Origin of the sequence: Streptomyces sp. Root1310 (assembly GCF_001426425.1) — a bacterium.
Taxonomy (GTDB): Bacteria; Actinomycetota; Actinomycetes; order Streptomycetales; family Streptomycetaceae; genus Streptomyces.
Map to the genome: position 1 here is coordinate 92,500 of NZ_LMEQ01000009.1, position 26,167 is coordinate 118,666.

At 72.9% G+C, this 26,167-nt stretch carries 22 protein-coding genes and 2 pseudogenes; 10 read left to right on the forward strand and 14 right to left on the reverse strand.

Annotated elements, in window-relative coordinates:
* Positions 1-4: 4 nt before the first annotated feature.
* The gene (locus ASD48_RS17055) at positions 5-1,795 is read right to left on the reverse strand and encodes an NAD(P)/FAD-dependent oxidoreductase (RefSeq protein WP_057602504.1); all 1,791 of its coding nucleotides are present in this window, start codon (positions 1,793-1,795) and stop codon (positions 5-7) included.
* 271 nt (positions 1,796-2,066) lie between these two features.
* Positions 2,067-2,567 carry a phage holin family protein gene (locus ASD48_RS17060; RefSeq protein ID WP_057602505.1) on the reverse strand — a complete coding sequence of 167 codons (501 nt, stop codon included), beginning with the start codon at positions 2,565-2,567 and terminating at the stop codon, positions 2,067-2,069.
* Positions 2,568-2,688: 121 nt separating this feature from the next.
* On the opposite strand from ASD48_RS17060, the gene ASD48_RS17065 reads away from it, so the two are divergent.
* A complete protein-coding gene (locus tag ASD48_RS17065; protein ID WP_057602506.1) occupies positions 2,689-3,039 on the forward strand; it encodes a VOC family protein in 351 nt (116 codons plus the stop codon).
* A gap of 86 nt (positions 3,040-3,125) precedes the next feature.
* Positions 3,126-3,473: a DUF6204 family protein gene (locus ASD48_RS17070; RefSeq protein WP_057602507.1), complete on the forward strand. Its 348-nt coding sequence runs from the start codon at positions 3,126-3,128 to the stop codon at positions 3,471-3,473.
* Here ASD48_RS17070 and ASD48_RS17075 read toward each other — a convergent pair.
* The 6 genes from ASD48_RS17075 to ASD48_RS17100 all read right to left on the reverse strand — a co-directional run bounded on the left by ASD48_RS17075 (position 3,445) and on the right by ASD48_RS17100 (position 9,522).
* On the reverse strand, positions 3,445-3,996 hold the full coding sequence (locus ASD48_RS17075) for a GNAT family protein (RefSeq protein WP_057602508.1): 552 nt from the start codon (positions 3,994-3,996) through the stop codon (positions 3,445-3,447). The two genes, ASD48_RS17070 and ASD48_RS17075, sit on opposite strands and share 29 nt — an antisense overlap.
* A 20-nt stretch (positions 3,997-4,016) precedes the next feature.
* Positions 4,017-4,265, reverse strand: a complete 249-nt coding sequence (locus ASD48_RS17080; protein WP_057602509.1) for a LapA family protein — start codon at positions 4,263-4,265, stop codon at positions 4,017-4,019.
* A gap of 71 nt (positions 4,266-4,336) precedes the next feature.
* On the reverse strand, positions 4,337-5,260 hold the full coding sequence (locus tag ASD48_RS17085) for an LD-carboxypeptidase (protein WP_057602510.1): 924 nt from the start codon (positions 5,258-5,260) through the stop codon (positions 4,337-4,339).
* Positions 5,257-7,302, reverse strand: coding sequence for a prolyl oligopeptidase family serine peptidase (locus ASD48_RS17090; protein ID WP_057602511.1), 2,046 nt, complete (start codon positions 7,300-7,302; stop codon positions 5,257-5,259). Before ASD48_RS17090 ends, ASD48_RS17085 begins: the two co-directional genes overlap by 4 nt.
* 13 nt (positions 7,303-7,315) lie before the next feature.
* Positions 7,316-8,620, reverse strand: a complete 1,305-nt coding sequence (locus ASD48_RS17095) for a M20/M25/M40 family metallo-hydrolase (RefSeq protein WP_057602512.1) — start codon at positions 8,618-8,620, stop codon at positions 7,316-7,318.
* A gap of 68 nt (positions 8,621-8,688) precedes the next feature.
* The gene (locus ASD48_RS17100; RefSeq protein ID WP_057602513.1) at positions 8,689-9,522 is read right to left on the reverse strand and encodes a M55 family metallopeptidase; all 834 of its coding nucleotides are present in this window, start codon (positions 9,520-9,522) and stop codon (positions 8,689-8,691) included.
* 240 nt (positions 9,523-9,762) lie between these two features.
* Here ASD48_RS17100 and ASD48_RS17105 point away from each other — a divergent pair, with 240 nt between their 5' ends.
* Positions 9,763-10,737, forward strand: a complete 975-nt coding sequence (locus ASD48_RS17105) for a sigma-70 family RNA polymerase sigma factor (RefSeq protein WP_057602514.1) — start codon at positions 9,763-9,765, stop codon at positions 10,735-10,737.
* Positions 10,738-10,798: 61 nt separating this feature from the next.
* On the opposite strand, the gene ASD48_RS17110 is transcribed toward ASD48_RS17105, so the two are convergent.
* The 5 genes from ASD48_RS17110 to ASD48_RS17130 form a co-directional block, all read right to left on the reverse strand.
* On the reverse strand, positions 10,799-11,152 hold the full coding sequence (locus ASD48_RS17110) for a DoxX family protein (protein ID WP_057602515.1): 354 nt from the start codon (positions 11,150-11,152) through the stop codon (positions 10,799-10,801).
* A 101-nt stretch (positions 11,153-11,253) separates the two neighbouring features.
* Positions 11,254-11,979: a class I SAM-dependent methyltransferase gene (locus ASD48_RS17115; RefSeq protein ID WP_057602516.1), complete on the reverse strand. Its 726-nt coding sequence runs from the start codon at positions 11,977-11,979 to the stop codon at positions 11,254-11,256.
* A 151-nt stretch (positions 11,980-12,130) separates the two neighbouring features.
* Entirely contained in the window at positions 12,131-14,683 is a 2,553-nt protein-coding gene (locus ASD48_RS17120; protein ID WP_057602517.1) for a SpoIIE family protein phosphatase, read from the reverse strand.
* 154 nt (positions 14,684-14,837) lie between these two features.
* The gene (locus ASD48_RS17125; protein WP_057602518.1) at positions 14,838-17,234 is read right to left on the reverse strand and encodes an MFS transporter; all 2,397 of its coding nucleotides are present in this window, start codon (positions 17,232-17,234) and stop codon (positions 14,838-14,840) included.
* Positions 17,235-17,387: 153 nt separating this feature from the next.
* A complete protein-coding gene (locus tag ASD48_RS17130) occupies positions 17,388-17,831 on the reverse strand; it encodes an SRPBCC family protein (RefSeq protein WP_057602519.1) in 444 nt (147 codons plus the stop codon).
* 200 nt (positions 17,832-18,031) lie between these two features.
* On the opposite strand from ASD48_RS17130, the gene ASD48_RS17135 reads away from it, so the two are divergent.
* The 4 genes and pseudogenes from ASD48_RS17135 to ASD48_RS17150 all read left to right on the forward strand — a co-directional run.
* Complete coding sequence (locus ASD48_RS17135) at positions 18,032-19,075, forward strand: Rv2578c family radical SAM protein (protein ID WP_057602520.1); 1,044 nt, start codon at positions 18,032-18,034, stop codon at positions 19,073-19,075.
* Between the two features lie 215 nt (positions 19,076-19,290).
* Entirely contained in the window at positions 19,291-20,868 is a 1,578-nt protein-coding gene (locus ASD48_RS17140; RefSeq protein ID WP_057602521.1) for an alpha/beta hydrolase, read from the forward strand.
* Between the two features lie 55 nt (positions 20,869-20,923).
* Positions 20,924-21,322, forward strand: a complete 399-nt coding sequence (locus ASD48_RS17145) for a RidA family protein (protein ID WP_057602522.1) — start codon at positions 20,924-20,926, stop codon at positions 21,320-21,322.
* 66 nt (positions 21,323-21,388) lie between these two features.
* Positions 21,389-21,502 (forward strand): annotated as a pseudogene (locus ASD48_RS17150) (GNAT family N-acetyltransferase); the annotation flags it as partial.
* A 31-nt stretch (positions 21,503-21,533) separates the two neighbouring features.
* On the opposite strand, the gene ASD48_RS17155 reads toward ASD48_RS17150, so the two are convergent.
* Positions 21,534-22,109, reverse strand: coding sequence for an adenylosuccinate lyase (locus ASD48_RS17155; protein ID WP_057602523.1), 576 nt, complete (start codon positions 22,107-22,109; stop codon positions 21,534-21,536).
* A 435-nt stretch (positions 22,110-22,544) separates the two neighbouring features.
* Here ASD48_RS17155 and ASD48_RS17160 point away from each other — a divergent pair, with 435 nt between their 5' ends.
* The 3 genes and pseudogenes from ASD48_RS17160 to ASD48_RS17170 form a co-directional block, all read left to right on the forward strand.
* Complete coding sequence (locus tag ASD48_RS17160) at positions 22,545-24,353, forward strand: 3-hydroxyacyl-CoA dehydrogenase family protein (RefSeq protein ID WP_057602524.1); 1,809 nt, start codon at positions 22,545-22,547, stop codon at positions 24,351-24,353.
* Positions 24,354-24,489: 136 nt separating this feature from the next.
* Positions 24,490-25,305, forward strand: a complete 816-nt coding sequence (locus ASD48_RS17165; RefSeq protein WP_242432622.1) for a TetR family transcriptional regulator — start codon at positions 24,490-24,492, stop codon at positions 25,303-25,305.
* A gap of 431 nt (positions 25,306-25,736) precedes the next feature.
* A pseudogene (locus ASD48_RS17170) lies at positions 25,737-26,167 on the forward strand (crotonyl-CoA carboxylase/reductase); the annotation flags it as partial.

The following is a 26,167-nucleotide window of genomic DNA, read 5'->3' on the forward strand; positions in this document are numbered from 1 at the left end:
CTGGCTACCGGTCCCCTTTCGCATCGCGGGCGTCGGCGCGCTCGACGGGGCCGGGGGCGGGCTCGTCCCCGGCGGTCCCGTCCTTCCGCATGGTCGCCGGTCCGGAACTGTGCTGCCCCACCTCGGGTGTCGGCGAGTCGATCGACTGGGAGCCCTCCTCCGGCGACGACTGCCCCACCCGGGACCCGCTCCCCCCGCCCGAATGCCGTCCCACCTCGGGTGTCGGCGAGGTGATCGACTGGGAGTCGTCCTCCGGGGAGGGGTGATGCTCGCCGGACCCGTCGGTCGCCTTGTTCACGTCCTTCACGTCGTTCACGTCCTTCACGTCGATCCTGTCGTTGCGGTCGTTGCGGTCGTTCCTGCCGACCGCACTCGTGCCGTACGCGTCGGTGCCGCCGGTGCCGTCCGCGTCGTTCCCGGCGTTCACGTCCTCCTCGGTGGCCGCGCCGGGGCCGGAGGCCGCGGGCTCGGACCGGTGGCCCCCGGGTACCCGCGCCAGTTCCGGCGACGCGGTGTCCAGCGGTACCGCCCAGGACCGGACCAGGCCCAACTGGACGTCCTGACGCGGGAGTACGGCGTCCAGCAGCCAGTCGGCGGCGACGCGAACCCGGTTGCCGGGCATGGCCGCGAGATGGTAGCCACGGGCGACGGCGCCGGCCACGGGGCCGGACAGGTGGACGCCGAGCGGATTGGCGGCGGCCTGCACCCCGCCCAGATCCACGACGAATCCCATGTCCTTGTGCCGGTACGGCCGCAGACCGGCCGCACCGCCGCCCTCGACGAAGGAGGCGGCGACGTTCTGCCCGGCCACCTTGCCCTGCCGCCAGGCGTGCTGCGCGGTCATCGGCGTGTACTCCCCGGGCCTCTCCAGATCCGGTACCGCGGCCGCGTCACCGCACGCGAACACCTCGGGTCTGCCCGGCACCTGAAGCGTCGGCTCGACGAGCAGCCGCCCGCGCTCCATGGGCAGCCCGAGCGACTCGGCGAGCGGATCGGGCCGCACCCCCACGCACCACGCCAGGGTGCGGGTCTCGACGAACTCGCCGTCGGTCAGCAGGACTCCGTCACGGGTGGCCTCCTTGACGGAGGTCCCCGTGCGCACCTCGACTCCCCGTTCGCGCAGCACCCGGTCGGCGGTGCGGGAGAGCCGTTCGTCCAGCTCGGGCAGGACGCGCGACGCGAGGTCGAGGAGCAGCCAGCGCGGCCGTACGGTTCGCCGCAGGGGGTGGGCGCGGACCAGCGCGTCGGTGAACAGCTTGCCCTGCGCCGCGACTTCGGTGCCGGTGTAGCCCGCGCCGACCACGACGAACGTACAACGCGCCGCACACTCCTCGGCGTTCCTGGCGGAGGCCGCCAACTCCACCTGCCGGGTGAGGTGATCACGCAGGTAGAGGGCTTCGGGCAGGCCGCGGAACCCGTGCGCGTGCTCGGCGATCCCGGGGATCGGCAGCAGCTTGTTGACGCTGCCGGCGGCCAGCACGAGCCGGTCGTAGCCGAGCGTGCCCTCGTCCCCTTCGGGGTTCGTGTAGTGGACGGTGCGCGCGTCGAGGTCGACGCGCTCGGCCTCGCCGAGCACCGGCCGCACCTCGCGCAGGGTCCCCGACAGCGAGACGGTGACCCGGCGCGGCTCGAGGATGCCCGCCGCCACCTGGGGCAGCAGGGGCAGGTACAGGAAGTAGTCGGTCGGGTTGAGCAGAGTGATGTCGGCCCTGCCCCCGGCCGCCCGCGCCAGGGTCCGGGCCGTCCGGTACCCGGCGAAGCCGGCTCCGACGATCACGATGCGGGGACGCCTCACGGTGGGCCTCCGAAGGGGTTCGGCCGGTTGTCGTACGAAGGTTTCCGCGTCCCCCCGGCAGGAGCCGCCAAACGTGCGCCGGTGTGCCCTCGGGGCGCCCGGTGTCCGCGGCGCGACGGCCCCGGAGGAACCGGGAACACCCCGCACGCACCGGGCGGCCCCGCGGCAGCGTGTGCCGCGGGGCCGCCCGGACGCCGAACACGTGACGCGGATACGTCACTTCGGCGGACGCACACCGTCCGTCAGGCCCGGTGCGGGCTCTCGGGCCCCGTCAGGCCCGGTGCGGACCCTCGGGATCGATGTCGTCGGCCCGCGGCGCCCCGCCCTGCTCCGGCACCTGGGCGCCGGGCGCGGTCGGCGGCATCGGCGGGTACGGCAGCCCGGTGCCTCCGGGCGGTCCGGCCGGCGGCGTACCGCCGATGACCCGGCCGGGGCCCTTGTCCGGTGCGGCGTCGAGCCCGGCCGCGGGCGGGGACGACGCGTGCGGCCTGGCGGCGCCGCGCAGCAGGTACGCCACGACCGCGAGGATCGCGGCGGTGATCAGCGCCGCGGCCCAGTCCGGCAGACCGATGCCGAGGGCGAGCCCCACCGCGAGTGCGACGGCCGCGCCCGCGTAGAGGGCGACGGCGCCGGACGCCGCGTAGAGCATGGCCGTACGGCGCTGCTTGCGGGTCTGCTCGCGCAGCTCCTCGCGGATCGTCTCGCGCGCCACCTGCGCCAGCTCGTCGACCAGATGCTTGTCCAGATGCTCCAGGTGATCCATGCGCTCCATGGACCTCGGGTACCCGCTGTCATGGACGCTTAACTCCACGGACAGGGGGCCGGGGAGGGGCCGGGCGGGGATCGGGTGAAGGGATCACCTCACCTCGGCCGCCCCAACTAGGCTCGTCCGCATGGACATTCTGGGAGCCACACTGCGTGTCTGTGTCGACGATCTGGAGAGCTCGGTCTCCTTCTACGAGCGGCTGGCGGGCACCGGCGCGCTCCGCTTCGAGCGGGGCGGTGTACAAGTGGCCGCGGTCGGCTGCTTCCTGCTGATGAGCGGGCCTCCGGCCGAGCTGGAGCTGTTGCGCAAGGTGGCCGCGACGATCGCCGTCGCGGACGTGGAGGAGGCCCACCGGACCCTCACCGAGCTGGGCGCGGACGTCATCGCCGGACCGGTGCCGACCCCGGTGGGCCGCAACCTGATCGCCCGGCACCCGGACGGGGCGGTGTACGAGTACGTCGACCGGCGCGGGTCGTGAGGCGCCGGACGCGGCGAAATTCCGTGGGCGGCCGGTCGTCGCGGACGTAGAGTCGGGCGTTCGACGGCAGGCACGAAGGAGCGGCAGTGAGTGAGCAGCACACCTACCGGGTGATCGTCCGGGGCACCTGGGACGGCCTCACCGACGAGGGCCGGACCCGCCTCCTCGCCGAGGCGGCCGACCACGGCCTGACGAGCATGCGGTTCACCGAGGAGGGCACGCTGTCGTACGAGCCGTCGCCGCTGAAGCACTTCTCGATGCGCTACGTGGTGGTGTCGGACGCGGCGGACGGCAAGGAGATGGCGGGCGCGCTCGCCGAGGAGCGCGCCGAGGCGACGCTGCGGGAGCTCGGCCACGGCTTCACCGGGCTGCGGTCGACGGTCACCGACCTCGACACGATGAAGATCAACTACAAGTCCGCATCTCGGCGGTGATCGCCCACCGCTCGTGGTCCCGCCACTCCCCGTCGATGTAGATCATCTTCGGGGAGAAGCCCTCCCGGCGGAAGCCGCAGCCGCGGGCCAGCGCGATCGAGGCGGCATTGCCGGGCTGCGCGTTGATCTCCAGCCGGTGCAGCCGCATCGGTCCGAACGCGTGGCCCACCACCAGGTCGAGCGCCTCGCGCATCAGCCCGCGCCCGGCCGCGTGCGCGAAGGCGCCGTAGCCCAGCGCGCCGCACTGGAAGCCGCCCTCGACGATGTTGTTGATGTTGACGAACCCGGCGACCGCCCCGTCCTCCAGGGTGCACACGAGGAAACCCGCCTTCGACGGGTCCTCGATCAGGCGGCCCGCGTAGGCCGTGTACGCGGTGGCGGTGACCGGCGGGAACAGCCACGGGTGGTGCAGATCCTTGCTCTCCCGCGCGCGGGCGGTGAACTCCGGCCCGTCCTCGTGGGTGAAGTGGCGTATGCCCACGCGGGGGCCCTCGGCGAGGTATCGGGATGCGGTGTGCGGCATCGGCACAGCCTACGACGAGGTCACTTGCGCCGTTTCCTGAAATACGCGAAGGAGGCGCCGCACAGGACGCCGATGACCCACATCGCCAGGAGCGCCGTCCACAGCGGCACCGTCACCTCGGGGATCAGCAGCCTGATCTTCGTGGGGCGGGTGTTCTGGAAGATGAAGACCAGGGTGAGGACGGCGAGCGCCAGGACGACGATCCGGCCCGGCGTCATCGCTTCGTTCCTGCCACCGATCCGGGACGCCTTCGAGGTCTTCGGGCTCATACGACCAGCGTGAGCCCTGCGCCGCGCTCACGCACGGTGAGGCGCGCCCCCGGGTGCGGTCGGCCGCGAGGTCAGCGCAGGGCGGGAAGGTCGAGGGTCAGTGTGCCCTCGTCGGCGTCGAGCACGGCGGGCACCCCGAAGGGCACGGTGAGCGCCCCCTCGCAGTGACCGAACCCGAGCTCCTCGACGACGGGGACGCCGAGGCCGCCGAGCCGGTCCACGAGGACCGGGCGCAGCTCCTCGTAGGGGCCGCAGCCCTCCCAGGAGCCGAGCGCGACACCCGCGACGCCGTCCAGCCAGCCGGTGCGCAGGAGCTGGGTGAGGTCCCGGTCGACGCTGTACGGCCGCTCCCCGACGTCCTCGATCAGCAGCAGCCCGCCGCGCGCACCGGCCCGGGTGTGCGGGGTGCCGTAGCCGGTGGCCAGCAGTGCCAGGCAGCCGCCCAGGGTGACACCCCGCGCCCGGCCCGCAGCGATGGCCGTACCGGTGGAGGCGAGCGTGCGGACGGTCTCCGGGGCGAACAGGGCGGCCCTGAGGTGCTCCTGCCCCCGGGCGCTCTTGATGAAGTCGATGCCCGCGGCCGCGGGCCCGTACAGCGTCACCAGGCCCAGGCGGAGGGCGAACGCCTCGTGCAGGGTGGTGCTGTCGCTGAAGCCGACGAACACCTTCGGTCCGGCCGCCCGCATCGCGTCCCAGTCGAGCAGGTCGACGATCCGCTGGGCACCGTAGCCGCCGCGTGCGCACAGCACGGCGTCGACGCCCGGGTCGCACCAGGCCCGCTGGAGGTCGGCGGCCCGGTCGGCGTCGGTGCCCGCGAGGTGCGGCAGCAGGTCGTGCCGGTCCAGCACATGGGGGGCGACCACCGGGTCGAGGTCCCAGCCGCGCAACAGGTCGAGGCCGGCCTCCAGCCGCTCCTCCGCCACCGGCCCGCTGGGCGCCACGACCGCGACCCGGGCGCCGGGAGCGAGCCGGGACGGCCGCACGAGTTCCTTCACCGCACAAGCTCCAACCTGGGGATTCCGGGCGGGCACAGCCCGAATGCCTGAGCGTACAGCGACAGCTCGGCCTCCAGGGCGCGCACCATCGTGGCCGCCCCGCGGAACCCGTGCCCCTCCCCCTCGAACGCCAGATAGGCGTGCGGTACCGGCCGTCCGGCCAGCCGGGCCAGGAACCGCTCGCACTGTGCGGGCGGGCAGATCACGTCGTCCAGCCCCTGGAGAAGCAGGAACGGCACGGTGATCCGGTCGGCGTGCTCGATCGGCGAGCGTTCCCCGTACCGGGCGGGCACCTGCGCGAGGGGCCCGACGAGACTGTCCGGGTAGCGCGACTCGAAGTCGTGGGTCCCGCCCGACGCCCAGCCCACCAGGTCCAGCACGGGGTAGCGGATCGTGCCGCAGGCGTAGACGTCGGTGACGGCCAGCGAGACCGCGGCGGTCCAGCCGCCCGCGCTGCCGCCCCGGACGGCCAGCCGCCGGCGGTCGGCGGTGCCCTCGTCGGCGAGCGCCAGGGCGACGGCCGCGCAGTCCTCGACGTCGACCACGCCCCACTGCTCGCGCAGCCGCTCCCGGTACTCCCGCCCGTATCCGGTGGAGCCGCCGTAGTCGACCTCGGCGACCCCGATGCCCCGGGAGGTGAAGTAGGCGATCTCCAGATCGAGGACGAGCGGGGCGCGATCGGTGGGACCGCCGTGCGCCCACACGACGTAGGGCGGCAGTTCGTGGCCGGGCGCCACGTGGCCGGGGTGGTGGGGCGGGTAGACGTGGGCGTGGATGTCACGGCCGTCCGGGCCGGTGAACGTGCGGATCCGGGGCTCGGGGTAGTAGGCAGGGTCCACCGCGTCGTCGTGCGCGGCTCCGACCACCCGGGCCCGGCCGGTCCTGGCGTCCAGCTCCACCACCTCGTACGCGCTGCGCGGGCTGGCCGCGACGCCGACGACGCGTTCCCCCTGCACCGCGAGGGTGGGCGCGAACTCCGTCCACGGTCCGGCCGCGTCGACGAGTTCGCCGGTCTCCGGGTCGAGGATCCCGAGCACGGTGGCCCCCCGGCCGTGCACGACCGCGACGAGCCCGTTCTCCAGCGGCGCGAACCAGCGCTGCCCGAGCTTCCACAGGGCCCCGCCGAACTCCTCCTCGCGGGGGCAGACGGGCTGGTGGTCGCGGTACAGGTTCCACCAGCCGGTGCGGTCGCTTGTATACAGTAGGCAGTCTTCTGTGGACTGTCGGCCGCCGTCCGGCAACTGTCGCCCGCCGTTGGGCAACTGTCGCCCGTATCCCGTCGACGGCATCCAGTCGACCTGTGCGATCGACTCCCCCGGCCCGCCCGCCACCACCCGGGCACCGCTCAGGGTGCCGTCACCCGTGACATCGGCGACGACCACCTCCGTGCCCTCCCACGGCATCAAGGGATGGTCCCAGGCCAGCCAGGCGGCCCGGCGGCCGTCGGACGACAGGCGGGCCCCGGTGACGAACCGGCGCCGGTCGTCGGTGAGTTCACGCACGGCGCAGCGATCGTCGGCGGCCGAGCCGTCCAGCGGCACCGCGGCCAGCAGCCGGCGCACATCGGTCGGCCCCTCGCCCGTGAACTCCTCCAGCACGCACCACACTTCGCCCCGCTCCGGCAGCAACCGCGGCTCCACCCAGCGCAGTCCGCCACCCACGGACGAGACGGGCGTGAGCGGGCGCGGCCCACCGCCCGACGCGGGATCGGACGCGGACCCGGGCTCGTACACATACAGCCGCTGGTCGGCGAAGTGCACGAACACCACGAGGAGCCGCCCGTCGTGCACCACACCGGCCCACGGCTGCCCGCCGTACTCGACGACGCGGCTGCGGACGTTCCACGGGGCGGGCAGGAGGGACACCTCCGTGCCGTCGGGCCGGCGCCGGACGAGGGTGCGGCGGCCGTGCTCGGCCGGCCGGGGCGCGGTCCACCACACCTCGTCGCCGACGAAGCCGACGTACTCGGGGCGCCCGTCGTGCGTGGCCGCGAGGACCGCGTCGATGGGCGAGGGCCAGGAACCGTACGGCAGGACCTGCACATTCTCCCCGTTCTTAGGCCGTTCGCAGGAACCGGTCGAGTACCCGGACGCCGAAGTGCAGCGCCTCCACCGGGACCCGTTCGTCGACACCGTGGAAAAGGGCCTGATAGTCGAAGCCCTCCGGGAGCTTCAGCGGTGCGAAGCCGTATCCGGTGATGCCGAGCCGCGAGAACTGCTTGGCGTCCGTACCCCCGGACATGCAGTACGGCACCACGTGCCCCTCGGGCGCGAACTCCTCGACGGCGGCCCGCATACGGGCGTAGAGCGGGGCGTCCACGGGCGCCTGGAGGGCGACTTCGCGGTGCTGGAACTCCCAGTCGACGTCGGGCCCGGTCAGCCGGTCGAGCGTCGCGCGGAACTCGTCCTCGCCGCCCGGGAGATAACGGCCGTCCACGTGGGCGACGGCCTCCCCGGGGATCACGTTGACCTTGTAACCGGCGCCCAGCATGGTCGGGTTGGCGCTGTTGCGGACGGTCGCCTCCACCAGGGAGGCCGCCGGGCCGAGCTTCGCCAGCAGACCGTCCACGTCATGGAGGTCCGCGTCGACGCCGTACAGCGCGGCGAGTTCGGTGAGGGCGGCGCGGACGGTCGGCGTGAGCCGCAGCGGCCATTCGTGCTCGCCGATGCGCGTGACGGCGGCGGCCAGGCGGGTCACCGCGTTCTCCCGGTTGACCTTGGAGCCGTGTCCGGCACGCCCGCGCGCCGTGAGCTTCAGCCAGGCGGTGCCGCGCTCACCCGCGGCGATGGGGTAGATCTCGCGTCCGGCGCCGTCGTGGAAGGTGAACGCCCCGGATTCGCCGATGGCCTCGGTGCAGCCCTCGAACAGTGCAGGATGCCGGTCGGCGAGGAACCCGGAGCCGTCCTCGGCGCTGGCCTCCTCGTCGGCGGTGAAGGCGATGACGAGGTCGCGCCGGGGCCGGACGCCCTGCCGGGCCCAGGCCCGCAGCACGGCCAGGATCATCGCGTCCATGTTCTTCATGTCGACGGCGCCGCGCCCCCACACGACCCCGTCACGCACCTCCCCGGAGAAGGGGTGGACGCTCCAGTCGGCGGCTTCCGCGGGCACCACGTCCAGGTGACCGTGGACGAGCAGGGCGTCCGCGGCCGGGTCGGTGCCCTCGATCCGGCCGACGACGTTGGTCCGCCCCGGCGTTCGTTCGAGGAGCGCCGGCTCGATGCCCGCCTCGGCGAGCAGCGCGGCGGCGTACTCGGCGGCGGGCCGTTCCCGGCAGTCGCCGCCGCCACGGTTGGCGGTGTCGATGCGGATGAGATCGGAGGTGAACCGGACGACCTCGTCCCGTGCCTGCGCGTCAGCCATGCCGCTCCCGTCTCCGCCGCCGCCCCGGCCCCTGCCACCGCTCCCGCCGCCACCGCGGATGCCGCTCCTCAGCCATACTGCTCCTCGATCGCGGCCGAGACGATCGTGGTGACCGCCTTGAAGGTACGGATACCTTCGTACATGGTGCCGCTGGTGTACGCGATCTTCCGCTCGCCGGCCCGGGCCACGCCGGGCACGACGGTGGCCGCCATCGCGAGATGCTCGGCGTCGAACTCCACGGCGACCGTGAACGGACCGCCGCTCACCGGTTCCTGACGGACCGCCAGCTGAGTCGCCTCCTTCGCCGCCGCCCGGATGTCGGCGGCGGTGCGGGCCGGGGTGCGGCACACGGCCGCGTACCGGGAGACGTGGTCCTTGACCGCGACCTTCAACGCCTCGGGCGCGTACCCGAGCGCGTCCTCGCAGGCCACGTCGTCACCGGTGACGAGGACGACCGGCACCCCGTACTCGGCGACCACCTGCGCGTTGAGCAGCCCCTCGCTGGCCCGTACGTCGTTCAGCCAGACACCGGTGAGGGAGTTGGCCAGGTAGGTGTGCGCGAGGACGCCCTCCATGCCGGCGCCCGCGTGGTAGCCGACGAAGGCGATGCCGTCGACGTCCCCGTGCTGGACGCCCTCCACCATGGAGAGGGACTTGTGCCGGCCGGTGAGCATCTGCGCCCGGTCGTCGAGCTGCTCGAGGAGCAGGTTGCGCATGGTCGAGTGGGCCTCGTTGATCAGGACCTCGTCCGCCCCGCCGTCGAAGAAGCCGAGCACGGCGGCGTTGACGTCCGAGGTGAACATCGACCGGCACCGCTCCCACTCCGGCGCGCCGGGCAGTACGTCGGCCGGCCAGGTGACGCCCGTGGCGCCCTCCATGTCGGCACTGATGAGGATCTTCACGTCCGGCCCCCGTCCGCTCAAGGAGACCCGAGCCTATCGGGCCGCGCCCCGGATTTCCGGGCAGCGACTCCCCCGCACGGGAGCTTCCCCACGGCGCCACCGCCTCCTCCCGCCCCCGCCCTCGTGCTGTCGCCCGGGGACGCCCCGTCGTTCGGGGAGACATGGGTGCGCCCCACCCCGGACGTGTGGTGATCTGGGCACACACGCCCGCATCGCAGTGACACGAACGGGGACCCCGGAATGACCACGTGCACCACCCTGCCACCGGAGCGCTTCGAGGCCGACCGGCCCCAACTGCGTGCCGTCGCCTACCGCATGCTCGGCTCGCTCGGCGAGGCGGAGGACGCCGTCCAGGAGACATGGCTCAGGGCGGCCCGGGCGGACGTCGGTGAGGTGGAGAACCTCAGCGGCTGGCTCACCACGGTCGTGGGCCGGGTGTGCCTGAACATGCTCCGCTCCCGGAGGACCCGCCCCGAGGTGCCGCTGGACGCCCGGGTGAGCGAGCCCGCGGCCGGGACGGCGGACGGCGGCGACCCCGAGGAGGAGGCGCTGCTCGCCGACTCGGTCGGGGTGGCGCTGCTGGTCGTGCTGGACACGCTCACACCGGCCGAGCGGCTGGCGTTCGTGCTGCACGACCTGTTCGCCGTGCCGTTCGACACCATCGCCCCGATGATCGAGCGGACTCCGGCCACCACACGGCAACTGGCCAGCCGGGCCCGCCGCCGCGTCAGGGGCGGCGCTCCGGTGGCCGTCGCCGACCGGGCCCGGCAGCGCCGGGTCGCCGACGCGTTCCTGGCCGCCACGAGGGGCGGCGACTTCGAGGCGTTGCTCGCCCTGCTGCACCCGGACGTGGTCCTCACCGCCGACCGCTTCGTCGTCCCGACGCCGGAGCCCGTCACCGTCAGCGGCGCCCGCCCCGTGGCCGAGGGCGCGATGGCGGCGACCGGTCGGGCCCGGTTCACCGGCCTCGCCCTGCTCGACGGCCGGGTCGGCCTCGCGATGGCGCCGCACGGCAGGCTGCGGCTGGTTCTGCTGTTCACGCTGGCGGAGGGCGGGATCACCAGGATCGACGTGGTGGCGGACCGGGAGCGGCTGGCCGGCATCGAGGTGGCCGTGCTCGACACCGTCGGGGCGGGCCCCGCGGACCCCGCGGACCCCGCGGACCCCGTGGGCGCCGGACCCGTCGGCATCGCGCCCGTGAGCGCCGACGACTGATCAACGGGTGAGGGGCCGACCGGCGTTCCCGGTCGGCCCCTCACCCGTCCCGCGCCCGTTCTCAGAACGCCAGCACCAGCGAGGCCACCGCCGGTGCCGCGTAGACCAGCGGGAACGGCAGGTGCGCGAACCAGCGGGCCCGCAGCACGGTGCCGGCGGCGCCGAGGAAGTACAGGACCAAACCGAGCGCGGCGAGCACGCCGACCACGGGCACGAACAGCCCGGCCAGCAGACCGGCCGCGCCCGCGGCCTTGGCCGCGCCGAGCCACGGCCACCACGAGCGCGGCACTCCGTAGTCGGCCAGCGGCTTCACCGTCCACTCGGCGCCCAGGAAGATCGAGGCGGCCGAGAAGCCCGCCATGACGGCTCCGACAACGGTGACGACGACGTAGGCGGTGGAGTGGTCGGTGAACATCTCAGCAGCTCCTCAGGGGGTTTCCGTGCGTTCCTGGACCCCTGACACGGTGCGCCGCGGAAGTGTGACAGCCACGGGAGCCGCTCTTCGTGTGACGGCGGTCACTCGGCGCGGGCGGCCACCTGCCACTTCGACGGCAGCTCGATCCGGGTGCCGTCGGGAGCGAACTCGGTCGTCACGAGGGGCAGTTCACCGGAGGCGAGAACCGTGAGTCCGGCGGTGCGCAGATACCCGGGCACCGCGTCGTCGGCGACTTCGCCGGGGGCGATGCCGTGCCGGAAGATCGGCGCGAGCTTCGGCGGCGGGCCGGCCGGGCTCTGTGCCAGTCCGCCGAGCACGGGGCGGGCGGCCTCCGACAGTTCGACGAGGAAGACCCGGCCGCGCTCCCCCAGCAGCGCGGCGATCCCGTCCACCAGCGGCTGCCGGTCGTCGGGCTCGCACTGGTGCAGGACGCCCCTCATATAGACGTTGGTGTCCCCGAGTTCGGCGTGCAGCGTCTCGGCGGCACCCTTCTCGGCCGCGTCCAGCAGCCGGTACGTGGCCTGTCCGGCGGGGTCGGCGCGGCGGGCGTGGTCGAGGGCGGCGGCGGACAGGTCGGCGCCGACGACGTGCGCGAAGCGGTCGGCGAAGTACCGGGTCTGGGTGCCGTTGCCGCAGCCGAGGTCCACCAACGCCAGCCCCGGGTCGGCGAGATGGGGCTCGAAGAGGGCCAGATGGAGGGCGGCGGTCACCTTCGGATCCGCGTCCCAGAAGACCCCGCCGGGTTCCTCCGGCGCCTCGCGCCAGAAGCCCTCCCACGCCTCCCGGTATCGACTCGTCACGCTCATGCACAACTCCCCAGAATGCAAGGCCGATCCGCCGCAAGTGACGGGCGAGTACGGTCTATCGCTCCCCGGTCGGCGCGACAAGCGCGGGGCGCATTCCTTCACGCCGCGTTCGGGATCCGTCCGCCGTCCGGAGCATCCCGGCCGGTCGCGCTCAGCGCCCCGCGGGGCGGCGCGGCAGCGTCAGTTCGAACCACACGGACTTCCCCGCTTCCGAACGGCTGGTGCCCCACTCGCGGGCCAGTGCGCTGACCACGCGCAGTCCCCGCCCGGCCTCGTCTCCTGGCCCGGCGCTCAGCAGGGTCGGCAGTTCGTGGTCGTCGTCCTCGACCTCGCACAGCAGCGTGTCGCCGCGGACCAGGCGCAGGGCCACCGGGTTCCGGCGGGCGTGCCGTACGGCGTTGGTGACGAGCTCGCTCACCATGAGCCCGGCGGCGTCGGCCTGCTTCGCCAGACCCCAGTCGTGCAGCTGTTCGCGGACCACCGTGCGGGCCCGCCCGACCTGTGCCGGGTCGAGGGGGAACCGCCACTCGGCGACGTCGTCCGGCTCGATGCCGTTGAGGCGGGCCAGGAGCAGGGCCACGTCGTCCTTGCGGCCGCCGCGGGTGTTGAGGGCGCGGATGATGGTGTCGCAGGCGTCGTCCATCGAGGCGGCCGGGTGGGCGGCGGACTCGCTGAGGGTCGCGAGCCCGACGCCGATGTCCTCGCCGCGCACCTCCACCAGTCCGTCGGTGCACATCACCAGCCGGTCGCCCGGCTCCACGCGCACGCGTACCGCCTCGAAGGGCACCCCGCCGACCCCGATGGGCGCGCCGGTCGGCAGGTCGAGCAGTTCGCTGCGGCCGTCGACGGCACGCACCAGCACGGGTGGGATGTGGCCGGCGTTGGCGAGGTGCAGCTCGCCCGCGATCGGGTCGTAGACGGCGTACAGACAGGTCGCGAGATAGCTGTCGCCGAGTCGTTGCGCCAAGTCGTCCAGGTTGCGCAGGAGCTGGGCGGGCGGCAGGTCGAGGGCGGCCATGGTCTGTACGGCGGTCCGCAGCTGGCCCATCATGGCGGCCGAGTTGAGCCCGTGGCCCATGACGTCGCCGACGACGAGGGCGGTGCGCGCGCCGGGCAGTTTCACCGAGTCGAACCAGTCGCCGCCGACGCGGCCGAGCAGCGTACCCGGCAGATAGCGGGTGGCGATGTCGCAGCCCGCCATCCGCGGCGGGATGTGCGGCAGCATGCTGTCCTGGAGGGTCTCGGCGACACTCTCCTGGTAGGTGTACATGCGCGCGTTGTCGAGCACGAGGCCCGCGCGGGCGGCGAGTTCGGCGCCGGTGACCCGGTCCATGTCGTTGAAGAGGGCACGCTCGGGGTGGCGCAGCAGGATCATGAAGCCGAGGACGACGTTGCGTGCCTTGAGCGGGACGACCAGCATGGAACGGCCGGTGATCAGGGGCCTGATGTCACGCTTCTCGAACTGCGAGGCGATGGCGTGGCCCATCTGCTCGCTGATGCGTGGCATCAGGACGGGCTGCCCGGTCGTCATGCACTGGAAGAACGGGGTGTGCGCGGGGAACGGCATGGCCTCGCCGACGGGTACCACGTCGTCCCAGCGGCCGGGTTCGTCGGTGTGCTCGACGGCGACCCGGTGCCACATGGTGGTGGTGTCCGGCACACCGTCGGGGAACCCCTCCCCGGCGACGACCTGCTCGCGCAGATAGGTGCCGGCGACATCGGTGAAGCGCGGCACGACGGCTCTGCTGACCTCGAGGATGGTGCGCGACAGGTCGAGGGAGGTGCCGATCTTCCCGCTGACCTCGTTGAGGAACTCCAGCCGCTCACGGACGGCGACGTATTCGAGGTCCTCGCCCTCGTCGGCGAGCTCCTGCGGTACGGGCATCCCCTCGGCGGCGACGCGGGCGGCCCGCTCGCGCCGCGCTCTGCGCTCGGCCCGCCGGGCGACGCCCCAGTCGGGGGTCACGGGCACCCGGTCGTTCTGGCTGAACTCCAGTACCGGATAGCCGAGTTCGAGGATCTGCGCGACGATGCGGGCGCTTTCGCCGACGCTCATGCTGGGCAGGATCTCGGGCAGCCGCCGGGCGAGTTCCGCGGCGCCGGGGAAGTCGGTGTGCAGGGCGAAGGCGGGTGCGATGCGCTCGACGGCCAGCGGGTCGGCCGGTTCGTCCTGGTGCAGCGCCGCCGCGTCCGCGGCCAGTACCAGCAGGCGTTCCGTGCCCGGTCCGACCAGCGGGTACGCCCACCACAGCACGTCGGCCCGACCACCGTCGCGGTCCCGCCCGGGCACGGTGATCCGGGCCCGTCCGGCGGCCGGGTAGCCGAGGCCCCGGTCGAGGGAGGAGTCGAGGCCGGGCCCGAGTCCGTCGTAGGCCGCGTAGTCCCCGTAGCCGTCGTACCCGCCGTCCGGAAAATCGTCGTCCGGCTCGGGGAGCGCCCCGGAGACGGGGAGCAGGTCGATCGCGGGCCGGCCGAGCGCCTCCTCCTTGACGACGCCGAAGAGCCGGCGTGCGCCGGTGCTCCAGTGGGAGACGAGTCCCTCACGGTCCACCACGACCACGGCCAGGGGGACGCGCCCGGCACCGGCGGACTCTCCCCCGCCCTCCGGGCGGAGCGTCCCCCGGCCGGCTTCGCCCGCCGTGCCGGCCGCGTCGCTCCCGGCTCCGCGGCGGGGAGGTACGTCCCTCTCGGTGCCACGGTCCATGGCCCAGGCCCTCTCTCCCCAGAGCTGTGCAAGATCTGTCCCGCCGTCACCACCGTACGGCGCACGTCGCTCGGCATGTGCGGCAATCCTGGAATTGGTTTCGGCCGGGCGCGCCGGGGTACGCCGCCCGTCCCGGCGTCCGCTCGCGACGGGATCAGTCGGCGTGGCCGAGCAGGAGGTCGCGTTCCGTGCGTCCGCCGCCCGGCACGTGGAGGACGGTGGCGACCGGCGGGTAACCGGCGGCGATGACGGTGTACTCGCCGCAGGACTGGTCGACGAAGCGGAAGGCGCCGTCGGGCCCCGTGGTGAGGGTGTCCACGACATTGCCCGCCGCGTCCAGGAGGGTCACGCGCGCGTCCTCCACGGGCCGCCCGCCGGTGGCCCGGACGGTGCCGCGCAGCAGGGCGCCGCCGGCGAGTTCGACGTCCTGGCGGGTCTCCCCGGCGGCCTGGACGCCGACCGGGACGGCGGCCGGCCGGAAGGCGGGCGCGCCCGCGGCGAGGGTGTACTCCCCGGCGACGAGTCCGCTGATGACGTAGCCGCCCTCGCGGCCGCTGCGGGTGCCGGCGACGACCTCGCCGTGCACGTCGGTGAGTGTGACGGTGGCCTCCCGCACCGGCGAGCCGTCGGCGGCGACCACCCTCCCGGCGAGGCGTCCGGCGCCGCCGAGGACGACGTCCAGTGCGACGGGGCGCTCGCCGACGGTGACGGAGACGGCCCGCGGCTGGTGGCCGCCGGCGGCGGCGATCAGGACATAGGTCCCGGAGCCGGGCGCGGCCAGCGCGAACCGTCCGTCCTCGGCGCTGGCGTCCCGGCCGATCTGCCGCCCGCTCACGTCGATGAGCGTGAGCGCCGCGCGGGGCACCACGGTCCCGTCGGGGTGCCGCACCGTGCCGCGGACGGGGACGCCGGCGGTGTGCGGCGCGGGGAGCGCGAGGGCCTGCGGGACCGTCGGGTTCCCGGGCGCGGTCTCCGCCTCGGCGGCGTGCTGCGACACCAGCGGCTTCTCCTCCAGGAAGAAGGCGATGAGCAGGCCGAGGAGCAGCACCGGCACGAGGTAGAGGAAGATCCTGGGCATGGCGTCGGCGTAGGCGCTGACGTAGGCGTCGCGCAGCCGCGGGGGCAGGGCGTGGACGAGCTGCGGGGTGAGGGACTCGGGGTCCGGCAGGCCGCCGCCCGTGCGGGCGGGCAGACGGGCGCGCAGGGCGTCGGTGAGCCGGTCGGCGAAGAGCGTGCCGAAGACCGCCGCGCCGACGCTGCCGCCGATCTGCCGGAAGTAGTTGTTGGCGCTGGTGGCCGTGCCGAGGTCGGCGTGGCGCACGGAGTTCTGCACGGCGAGGACGAGCACGGGCATCACCAGCCCGATGCCGGCGCCGAGGACGGCCATCCAGAGGCTGTACTGGAGCCGGGGTGTGTCGGCCTCCAGCCCGGACAGCAGCCACATGCCGAGGGCGGCGAGGGCGCTGCCGAGGACGGGATAGATCCGGTAGCGGCCGGTGTGCGTGATGAGCTGCCCCGACAGGACCGAGGCGCCGACGATGCCGCCCATCATGGGCAGCATCAGCAGCCCCGACTCGGTGGCGGTGGCCCCGTCGACCATCTGCAGGAAGGTCGGCAGATAGCTCGCGGCGGCGAACAGCGCGACGCCGATCACCAGGCCGACCGCCGCGGTGACGTTGAAGACGGCGTCCCTGAACAGCCGCAGCGGGATGAGGGGTTCGGCTGCGGCGCGCTCCACGGCGAGGAACAGGGCGGCCGACGCGGCCGCTCCCGCGCCGAGGCCGAGGATGACGCCCGAGTCCCAGGCGTGCCGGGTGCCGCCCCAACTGGTGAGCAGGACCAGGCAGGTGGAGGCGGCGGCGAGCAACAGGGTGCCGAGGACGTCGAACCGGGGCTTCGCCGCCGGCTTCGGCAGCTTCAGCACGACGGTGACGACGGCGAGGGTGAGGAGGCCGAAGGGGACGTTGACGTAGAAGCACCAGCGCCAGGAGAGGTGGTCCGTGAAGTAGCCGCCCAGCAGCGGTCCGGCGACCGAGGCGAGGCCGAAGGCGGCGCCGATGAGCCCCATGAACCGGCCGCGCTGCCGCGGCGGCACGATGTCCGCGATGATCGCCTGTACGCCGATCATGAGTCCGCCCGCGCCGACTCCCTGGACCGCGCGGAAGGCGATCAGCTGGTCCATGGTCCGGGCCCGTCCGGCGAGCGCGGAACCGATGACGAAGACCACGATCGCGAACTGGAAGACGCCCTTGCGGCCGAGGAGGTCACCGAGTTTGCCGTAGACCGGCAGTCCGACGGTGGCGGTGAGCAGGTAGGCGGTGATCGCCCAGGACATCCGGTCCAGGCCGTGCAGTTCGCCGACGATCCTGGGCAGGGCGGTGGCGACGATCATCTGCTCCAGGGCCGCGAGGAGCAGTGCGAGCATCAGGGAGAAGAAGATCAGCCGCACCCTGCGCCGGCCGGGTTCCGGCGGGCCGGGCGGCACCGGCGGCCGGTCCTGCGCGGCAGGTGCCGTGACCGGCTCGTCCTGTGCCAGCGTGGTCCCGCCCATGTGCCGCTCCCCTCGTCGCGCCTGCCCCGCAATTCCCGCGTAAAGCGACAACTACGAGCAAGCGCGACGAGTTACGGCGCCATCCCGGTCACAAGAGAGATCCACTCGAACCGGTGAAGGGAGTCAACGCGCGCGGAGCGCACAGGTGTTGGTCTACTTCTCGACCTCGGTGGCGAGGTTGGCGAGAATCACGTCGTAGATCCGGTTGAGACCCTTGGGCGCGAACGTCCGCTCGAAGAAGCCGCCGATACCGCCGGCACCGTTCCAGGTGCTGGTGACGACGACGCGGGACGCGCCCTCGCCCGCCGGGGTGACGCGCCAGACGGTGACCATCGAGGAGTTGCGGTCCTTCTCGACGAGTTCGCCGTCGGTCGGCTCGGCGACCTCCAGGAGGCAGTCACGGACGCGCTTGCTGGTGGCCTGGAGCTTCCAGTGGACGAGGGTGCCCTCGCCGTCGCCGCCCTCGCGCACCTCGTACTCGCTGAAGTGCTCGGGGAGCAGCTTCCCGCGCGTGCCGCTGTAGTCGGCGATGGTGTCGAACACCTTCTCCGGATCCGCGGCGACGACCCGCTCGGTGGTGGCCTCGACCTGCGCCATGGGGTTCCTCCACGTCTGTGTTGCTCAAGGTTGTTCGGGGTTCCTCGGGTTCGGGGCAAGCCAACCACCCCGGTCCACGGCCGCCCAAATCGGGGTCCCCGAAGCGATCGCGGGGCGATCGAAAACGGCCCCCGAAGGTTCCTCGCACGATCATGGGAACACATGTTCTATTGTGGGGGCAGTGCTACCGAGGAGGCGTCATGCGCTGGGACAACCTCACCGTGGAGACCCGTCACGACAGGCCGGCCGATGCCGCGCTGTTCGGCGCGGACGCGGTCACGACCAGGACGTTCGACACGCCCGAGTTCGCCGGCATCACGTTCCACGAGATCCGGGCCCGCTCCATCCTCAACCGGGTGCCGGGTGCCTCCCGCATGCCGTTCGAGTGGACGGTGAACCCCTACCGGGGCTGCACGCACGCGTGTGTGTACTGCTTCGCCCGCAAGACGCACAGCTATCTCGACCTCGACACCGGGACCGGCTTCGACACCCAGATCGTCGTCAAGGTGAACGCGCCGGAGGTGCTGCGGCGCCAGCTGGCCTCGCCCCGCTGGCACGGGGAGCACGTCGCGATGGGCACGAACGTCGACTGCTACCAGCGCGCGGAGGGGCGCTACCGGCTGATGCCGGGCATCCTGTCCGCCCTGCGCGACCGGGCGAACCCCTTCTCGATCCTGACCAAGGGCACCCTGATCCTGCGCGACCTCGACCTGCTGCGGCAGTCCGCCGAGGTGACCGACGTCGGTGTCTCGGTCTCCGTCGGCTTCACCGACACCGAGCTGTGGCGCACCGTGGAACCGGGCACGCCCGCGCCCCAGCGGCGGCTGGACGTCGTCAGGACCCTCACCGACCACGGGATCGGCTGCGGGGTGCTGATGGCGCCGGTGATCCCGTTCCTCGGGGACGAGCCGGCCCAGCTGCGCGCCACCGTGCGGGCGATCGCGGCCGCCGGGGCCACCTCGGTCACCCCGCTCGCGCTGCATCTGCGCCCCGGCGCCCGCGAGTGGTTCATGGCCTGGCTCGGTCAGCACCACCCCTACCTGGTGCGCCGCTACGAGCGGCTGTACGCGGACGGCGCCTACGCCCCGAAGTGGTACCAGCGGCGGATCACCCGTCAGGTCCACGAGCTGGCCGAGGAGTACGGGATCGGCCCCACGCGCGCGGGGATGCCCCGCCGGATCCCGCGGCCCGGGCCGGAGGAGGAGCCGACCGGGTCCGGCCCGACCCAGCTCTCGCTGATCTGACCGCGTTGATCTGAGCGCATTGATCTGAGCACATTGATCCGGGCGCGTTGATCTGAGCACGTCGACCTGGGCGCGTTCGCGCGCATACGGCGACCCGATCGGGTCAATCAACGGCGGAACAGGTTCTGACGGACGCTCTTTTCGGGACGATGCGGCAAGGGCCGTGACCTGCGGTCCGACCCCCTCCGGCCCCCTCGTCGCCCCTGGAGCACTCCATGAACCAACGCGCAGCCGTGCTGTGCGCTGCCGCCGTCGTCGTGGCCGGGACGGTCACCGCCGTGCCCGCCGCCGCGAACCCTTCCCCCTCCGCGGAGGCCGCCCGCGCGGCGGCGCCGTCCTGGAAGAACTGCGGCACCACCGGGCAGCCGACGCTCCAGTGCGCGTCCCTGAAGGTGCCGCTCGACCACGCGCGGCCGAGCGGTGAACAGATCACCCTGGCGCTCTCCCGCGTCCCGCACACCGCGAAGACGTACCAGGGCCCGCTCCTGGTCAACCCGGGCGGCCCCGGCGGCCGCGGGCTGAGCCTGGCCGGATTCGTCGCCTCGGCGCTGCCGAAGGCGGTCGCGGCCCAGTACGACGTCATCGGCTTCGACCCGCGCGGGGTGGGCAAGAGCACGCCCGCGCTGGACTGCGCGCCCGGGCACTTCGCGACCGTGCGCCCGGACTCCGTGCCGAGCACCGAGGCGATCGAGGAGGCCAACGTCGCCCGCGCGCGGTCCTTCGCGACGGCCTGTGCGAAGAAGTACGCGCGCGTGCTGCCGTACATCGACACGGTCAGCGCCGTGCGGGACATGGACGCGATCCGTGCCGCGGTCGGCGCGCGGCGCCTGAACTACTTCGGCTACTCGTACGGCACCTACCTCGGCGCGGTGTACGCCAAGCTCTACCCGCAGCGGGTGCGGCGCCTGGTCCTGGACTCGGTCGTCGACCCCACCGGCGTCTGGTACGAGGACAACCTCACCCAGGATCTCGCCTTCAACGACCGGCACCGCGCCCTGATGGCCTGGATCGCCCGGAACGACAGGACGTACGGGCTCGGCACCGACCCGGAGCAGGTCGAGACCGAGTGGTACGCGATGCGGGCGGCCCTCGCCGGGAAGCCGGCCGACGGCAGGGTGGGCGCCTCGGAGCTGGAGGACACCTTCCTGCCCGGCGGCTACTACAACGGCTACTGGCCCCGCCTCGCCGAGGCGTTCGCGGCGTACGTGAACCGCAAGGACGCCGCCCCGCTGGTCGAGGCGTACGAGAACCTCGCCGCCGTCGACGCCGCCGGGGACAACGGCTACAGCATCTACACCTCGGTGCAGTGCCGTGACGCCTTCTGGCCGCGCGACTGGGACGAGTGGCGCGCGGACAACTGGTCGGTGTACGCCAAGGCACCCTTCATGACCTGGAACAACGCCTGGTACAACGCGCCGTGCGCGTTCTGGCCGACCGGGCCCGTGGGGCCGGTGGACCTCACCAACGGCGAGCTGCCGCCGGCCCTGCTGTTCCAGGCGACGAACGACGCGGCCACCCCGTACGAGGGCGGCGCGACGGTCCACGCGCTGCTGCGCGGTTCGAGCCTCGTCGTCGAGGAGGGCGGTCAGAACCACGGCATCACGCTGAGCGGGAACACCTGCCTGGACAAGCACCTGGCGGCGTACCTGGCCGACGGCACCGTGCCCCGCGGGACCGGCGGCGTCGACGCGGTGTGCAAGGCGCAGCCCGACCCCAGGCCGTCGGCGTCGAAGGCCGCCTCACCCACCGCCCACGGCTCGACACTGCACGGGCTGCTGGGGTTCCGTGGCTGAGCGGTGATCCCGACCCGTCGGGGGCGTTGTCGGACCCGTGGTCCACCATGGACCCATGAGCGAACCGACCAGGATTCCCGCCCCCGACGGAGTCGCCGCCGCGGCCCAGTACTCGCATGTCGTCATGGGCACCGGCCGTTTCGTGGCCGTCGCCGGTCAGCTCCCGCTCGACGAACACGGCAGGCTGGTCGGCGAAGGGGACCCGGAGGCCCAGGCCCGTCAGGTCTTCGAGAACCTGCGCCGCTGCCTCGCCGCGGCCGGGGCGACCTTCGACGACGTCGTCAAACTCACCTATTTCGTCACGGACATGGCCCACATGCCGACGATCCGCGCGGCCCGCACCGCCCACATGTCCGACGACCGCCTCCCCGCCGCCTCGGCCGTCCAGGTCGCCGCCCTGGTCCACCCGGACTTCCTGATGGAGATCGAGGCCTTCGCGGTGCTGGGCGAGTGACTCCCGCGTCCGTCGTACGGGACATGACGCTCACCGACGTCGACCGTGTCTGCGAGATCCGGGTCGGCCCGCCGCTTCTACGAGCGGGCCGGGTTCCACGCGGACGGCGCCGAGGCGCCCTTCGAGGTGGAGGGCGTCGCGGTGCCCGAGGTGCGCCACCTCGGACACCTGCGCCGGTGACGGCGCGCTCATGCCCGTCGGTCCGGCGCCCTCACCGCTGCCGGGGAATGCGCGCCAGCGCGTGTACGGCCGCCTCCGCCAGCGCCGGATGGGCCAGGGCGTCGTTGAGCACCGGCCGGGCACGGTCGTCGGCCAGGGTGCCCAGCCCTTCCACGCAGGCGAGGGCCACCCGGCGGTAGGGGTCGTGCGGGCTCAGGCGTCGCCGCAGGGTCGTGATCAGCGCGGGTACGGACTCGGGTGCGCGCAGGTCCACCAGCAGCCGGACGGGGTGCAGGGCGTAGGCGACGCGCAGTTCGTTGGTGGCCAGGGCGGCCGCGGCACGGGCGGTGCGGGGATCGTCGAGCCGGGCCAGCGCGTGGGCGGCCGAGGCACAGCGCGGCGGATCCCGGTGGTTGAGCAGCAGGACGAGCGCCTCGAAGGCGCGCCGGTCCCCGGCACAGCCCAGCCGGAACGCTGCCAGCTCGCGGGCCCAGAGGGGCTGCCCCGACTCGGTGAGCACACCCGCCAGTTCGTCGTGGTCCGCGGTTCGCGCCAGCCGCTCGAACGCCGCCGTCGCGCCGGACTCGCGCCGTAAGCGCTCCGTGAGTGATCGCAACTCTTCGTCCATGTGCCGAGCGTAGGGGCTGGGCTGTGAACGGAGGCGCAAACCGGGCACCCGGTCCGCCCGGCCGGGTGGGGACGTACGAGCGAAACAGGTCACAGTCCCGGGGGCTGGCGCGCTCGTTACCCACCGGTTAAGCTCATTCGAGCGAGTCAATCACTCGCTTCACCTCCTCGTGGCGGCCTGGTGACGCAGTCGCCGCGAGAAGTCGGTTCGGTACCACATGTACCGCTGTACGACCCGGCCACGGGACAGGGCCGGTCGGATCTCCCGTTCGCTCCGGGCGTGTGCACGCCCTCCGCGACGGCACCGGGCGTGTGCGCTTGCAGCCCGGCAACACCCGCAAACCCTTCACCGCACCCGGTGCGCCCGGGCCTCGCAGAGGCCGCTCGGCGCACCGGGGGGCGTTCCCAGTCGTCACCTCATTTCTGGAGTCCCGCGATGGTCGCTCCCCTGTCCTCCGACACCCCTCTGTCCCCGCTCCGGACGATCGCCGTCATCGGCCTCGGCACCATGGGCACCGGCATCACCGAGGTCCTGGCGAAGGCCGGGCGCGAGGTGATCGGCATCGACATCAGCGAAGCCCAGGCCGCGCGTTCCCTCGCCGCGGTGGAGGCCTCCACCGCCCGCGCCGTGCAGCGCGGCCGGCTCACCGAGCAGGAGCGCACGGAGGTCCTGGCCCGCGTCCGGGTCTCCACCGACCTGCGCACGGCGGCCGACGCCGACCTCGTCATCGAGGTGGCGCCGGAGTCGTACGAGATCAAGCAGCAGATCTTCCGCGAGCTGGACGGGCTGGTGCGGCCCGAGACCATCCTCGCCACCGGCACCAACGCGCTCTCCGTGACCCGGCTCGCCGCCGACTCGGCGCGCCCGGAGCGGGTGTTGGGCCTGCACTTCTTCAACCCGGCGCCGGCCATGAAGCTGGTCGAGGTCGTCTCCTCGGTGCTGACCGCACCCACCGCGGTCACCGCCGTCACCAACCTCGCCCTCGACCTCGGCAAGGAGCCGGTCGCGGTCGGCGACCGTCCCGGCTTCGTCGCCGACGGCCTGCTGTTCGGCTACCTCAACCAGGCCGCCGCGATGTTCGAGGCCCGGTACGCCTCCCGTGAGGACATCGACGCCGCGATGCGGCTGGGCTGCGGACTGCCGATGGGACCGCTCGCCCTGCTGGACCTGATCGGCGTGGACACGGCCCGGACGGTCCTGGAGGCCATGTACGCCGAGTCCCACGACCGGCTGCACGCCCCCGCGCCGATCCTCAAGCAGCTCAGCGAGGCGGGCCTGACCGGCCGTAAGTCGGGCCGCGGGTTCTACACCTACGACGCCCCGAACAGCGCGACGGTCGTCCCGGACGCGCAGACCCCGCTGTCCGGCGCCGGCGGGGCCCCCGGCCGCCCGGTGAGCTCGGTCGGTGTCGCCGGTTCCGGCACCATGGCCTCCGGTATCGCCGAGGTCTTCGCCAAGGCCGGCTACGACGTCGTCCTCGCCGCCCGCAGCGAGGAGAAGGCGCAGACCGCCAAGGCCCGGATCGGCAAGTCGCTCTCCCGCTCGGTCGACAAGGGCCGGCTGACCGCGGAGACCGCCGCCCGGATCCTGGACCGGATCACCCCGGCCGGCTCCTACGACGCCTTCGCCGACGTCGACCTCGCGCTCGAGGCGGTCGCCGAGGACCTGGAGATCAAGCAGCAGCTGTTCGCGACGCTGGACAAGGTGTGCAAGCCCGGCGCGGTCCTCGCCACGACCACCTCCTCGCTGCCGGTCGTCGCCTGCGCCCGCGCCACCTCGCGCCCGCAGGACGTGATCGGGATGCACTTCTTCAACCCGGCGCCCGCGATGAAGCTGGTCGAGGTCGTCCGCACGGTGCTGACGGCCGATGACGTCCACGCGACGGTCCGCGAGGTGTGCGGGCGGATCAAGAAGCACGCGGTGGACTGCGGAGACCGCGCGGGCTTCATCGTGAACGCGCTGCTCTTCCCGTACCTCAACAACGCGATCAAGATGGTCCAGGAGCACTACGCGTCCCTCGACGACATCGACGCGGCCATGAAGCTGGGCGGCGGCTACCCGATGGGCCCCTTCGAGCTGCTGGACGTCGTCGGACTCGACGTCTCCCTGGCGATCGAGAAGGTGCTGCACCGCGAGTTCCGGGACCCGGGCCTGGCCCCCGCCCCGCTCCTGGAGCACCTGGTGGCCGCGGGCTGCCTCGGCCGCAAGACCGGCCGCGGCTTCCGCGAATATGCCCGCCGCTGACGGTATCGGCGACCGGGTCCGCGCAGACGAGGACTGGGGCGGGCTGCTCGACCCCGCCCTCGGGCCCCCGCCCGCCGAGGGCGGGGGAAACCCCGGACAGGCGCACCGAGCTGCGCACATGCAGTACGTTCGGGTCATGCCCCAGCCCGCCAGGTCTTCACGTACACCAGCCACGCCCGACGCGCCGGAGAGTGCCGCGGGCAGCCGCGCGGCGGCCCAGCGACTCAAGATGCGCCGAGAACTGGCGGCCGCGGCGATGGAGCTGTTCGCGACCAAGGGGTACGAAGCGACCACCGTCGACGAGATCGCGGCCGCCGCCGGAGTCGCCCGCCGGACCTTCTTCCGCCACTTCCGCTCCAAGGAAGAGGCGATCTTCCCCGACCACGACGACACCTTGATCCGGGCGGAGGCCGTGCTCAACGCGGCCCCGGCGCACGAGCATCCGCTCGACACGGTGTGCCGCGGCATCAAGGAGGTCATGAAGATGTACGCGGCCCGGCCGGAGATCTCGGTCGCCCGCTACAAGCTGACGCGCGAGGTGCCCACCCTGCGCGAGGCGGAGATCGCGTCGGTGGCCCGCTACGAGCGCCTCTTCACCCGCTACCTGCTCGGGCACTTCGACGAGCACGCCCACGACGACGACGCCAACGACGATCCGCTGCTCGCCGAGGTCGCCGCGTCCGCCGTGGTCACCGCCCACAACCACGTGCTGCGGCGCTGGCTCCGGGCCGGCGGCCAGGGCGACGTCGAGACCCAGCTCGACCACGCCTTCGCGATCGTGCGGAAGACGTTCGGGACGGGTATCGGAGCCGGCCGCAGCGGCGCCGGGGCCTCTCAGCCCGCCCCGGCGGCGATCTCCGCCCAGGGTGAGGTCCTGGTGACGGTCGCCCGCACCGACGCCTCGCTGGACGAGGTCATGCGCACCATCGAGCAGGCTCTCAAGGAGCGCTGAGCACCCCTCGGAACCCCTTTCACGCTGTGACGACGGCCACCCCACCGGGTGGCCGTTTTGGCATGTCAGAGCCCCTTTTCGCGCACATTTCAGAGCCCGTTCGATCGATCATCGCTCATTTGTTACGTAAAGATTTCAGCTGAGACCAAGTTCTGGCACTCAGTGCCTTGCGGGGTGACACGCGGTGTCATACGTTGAAGGTGTCCGGGCGGCCGGCGTGCAGAGACCTTTCGTACGTCGGCTGTCCCCGCAAGCTCATGGTTTGCGCGCCCGGACGCCTGCGTCACAGGCAACCTCCCGCGCCACAAAGCGCTGCCGAACAGCACATCCGCCGAACCGACGGCACGTTCACCCCCAACCCTCAGCAGCACCGACGTAACCCTCAGCGCCCCGCCCTCAGGGCGCTCACCGCCGGAGGCAACACCGTGACCATGCAGAAGATCCTGGACGCGATCCAGTCGCCGGACTCGACACCGGACGACTTCGCCGCTCTGCCGCTCCCCGAGTCCTACCGCGCGATCACCGTGCACAAGGACGAGGCGGAGATGTTCACCGGGCTCGAGAGCCGCGACAAGGACCCCCGCAAGTCCCTCCACCTGGACGAGGTGGCCCTGCCCGAGCTCGGCCCGGGCGAGGCCCTGGTGGCCGTCATGGCCTCCTCGGTCAACTACAACTCCGTGTGGACCTCGATCTTCGAGCCCGTGTCGACGTTCTCCTTCCTGGAGCGCTACGGCAGGCTCAGCGAGCTCACCAAGCGGCACGACCTGCCGTACCACGTCATCGGTTCCGACCTGGCGGGCGTGGTCCTGCGCACCGGTCCGGGCGTCAACGCCTGGAAGCCGGGCGACGAGGTCGTGGCGCA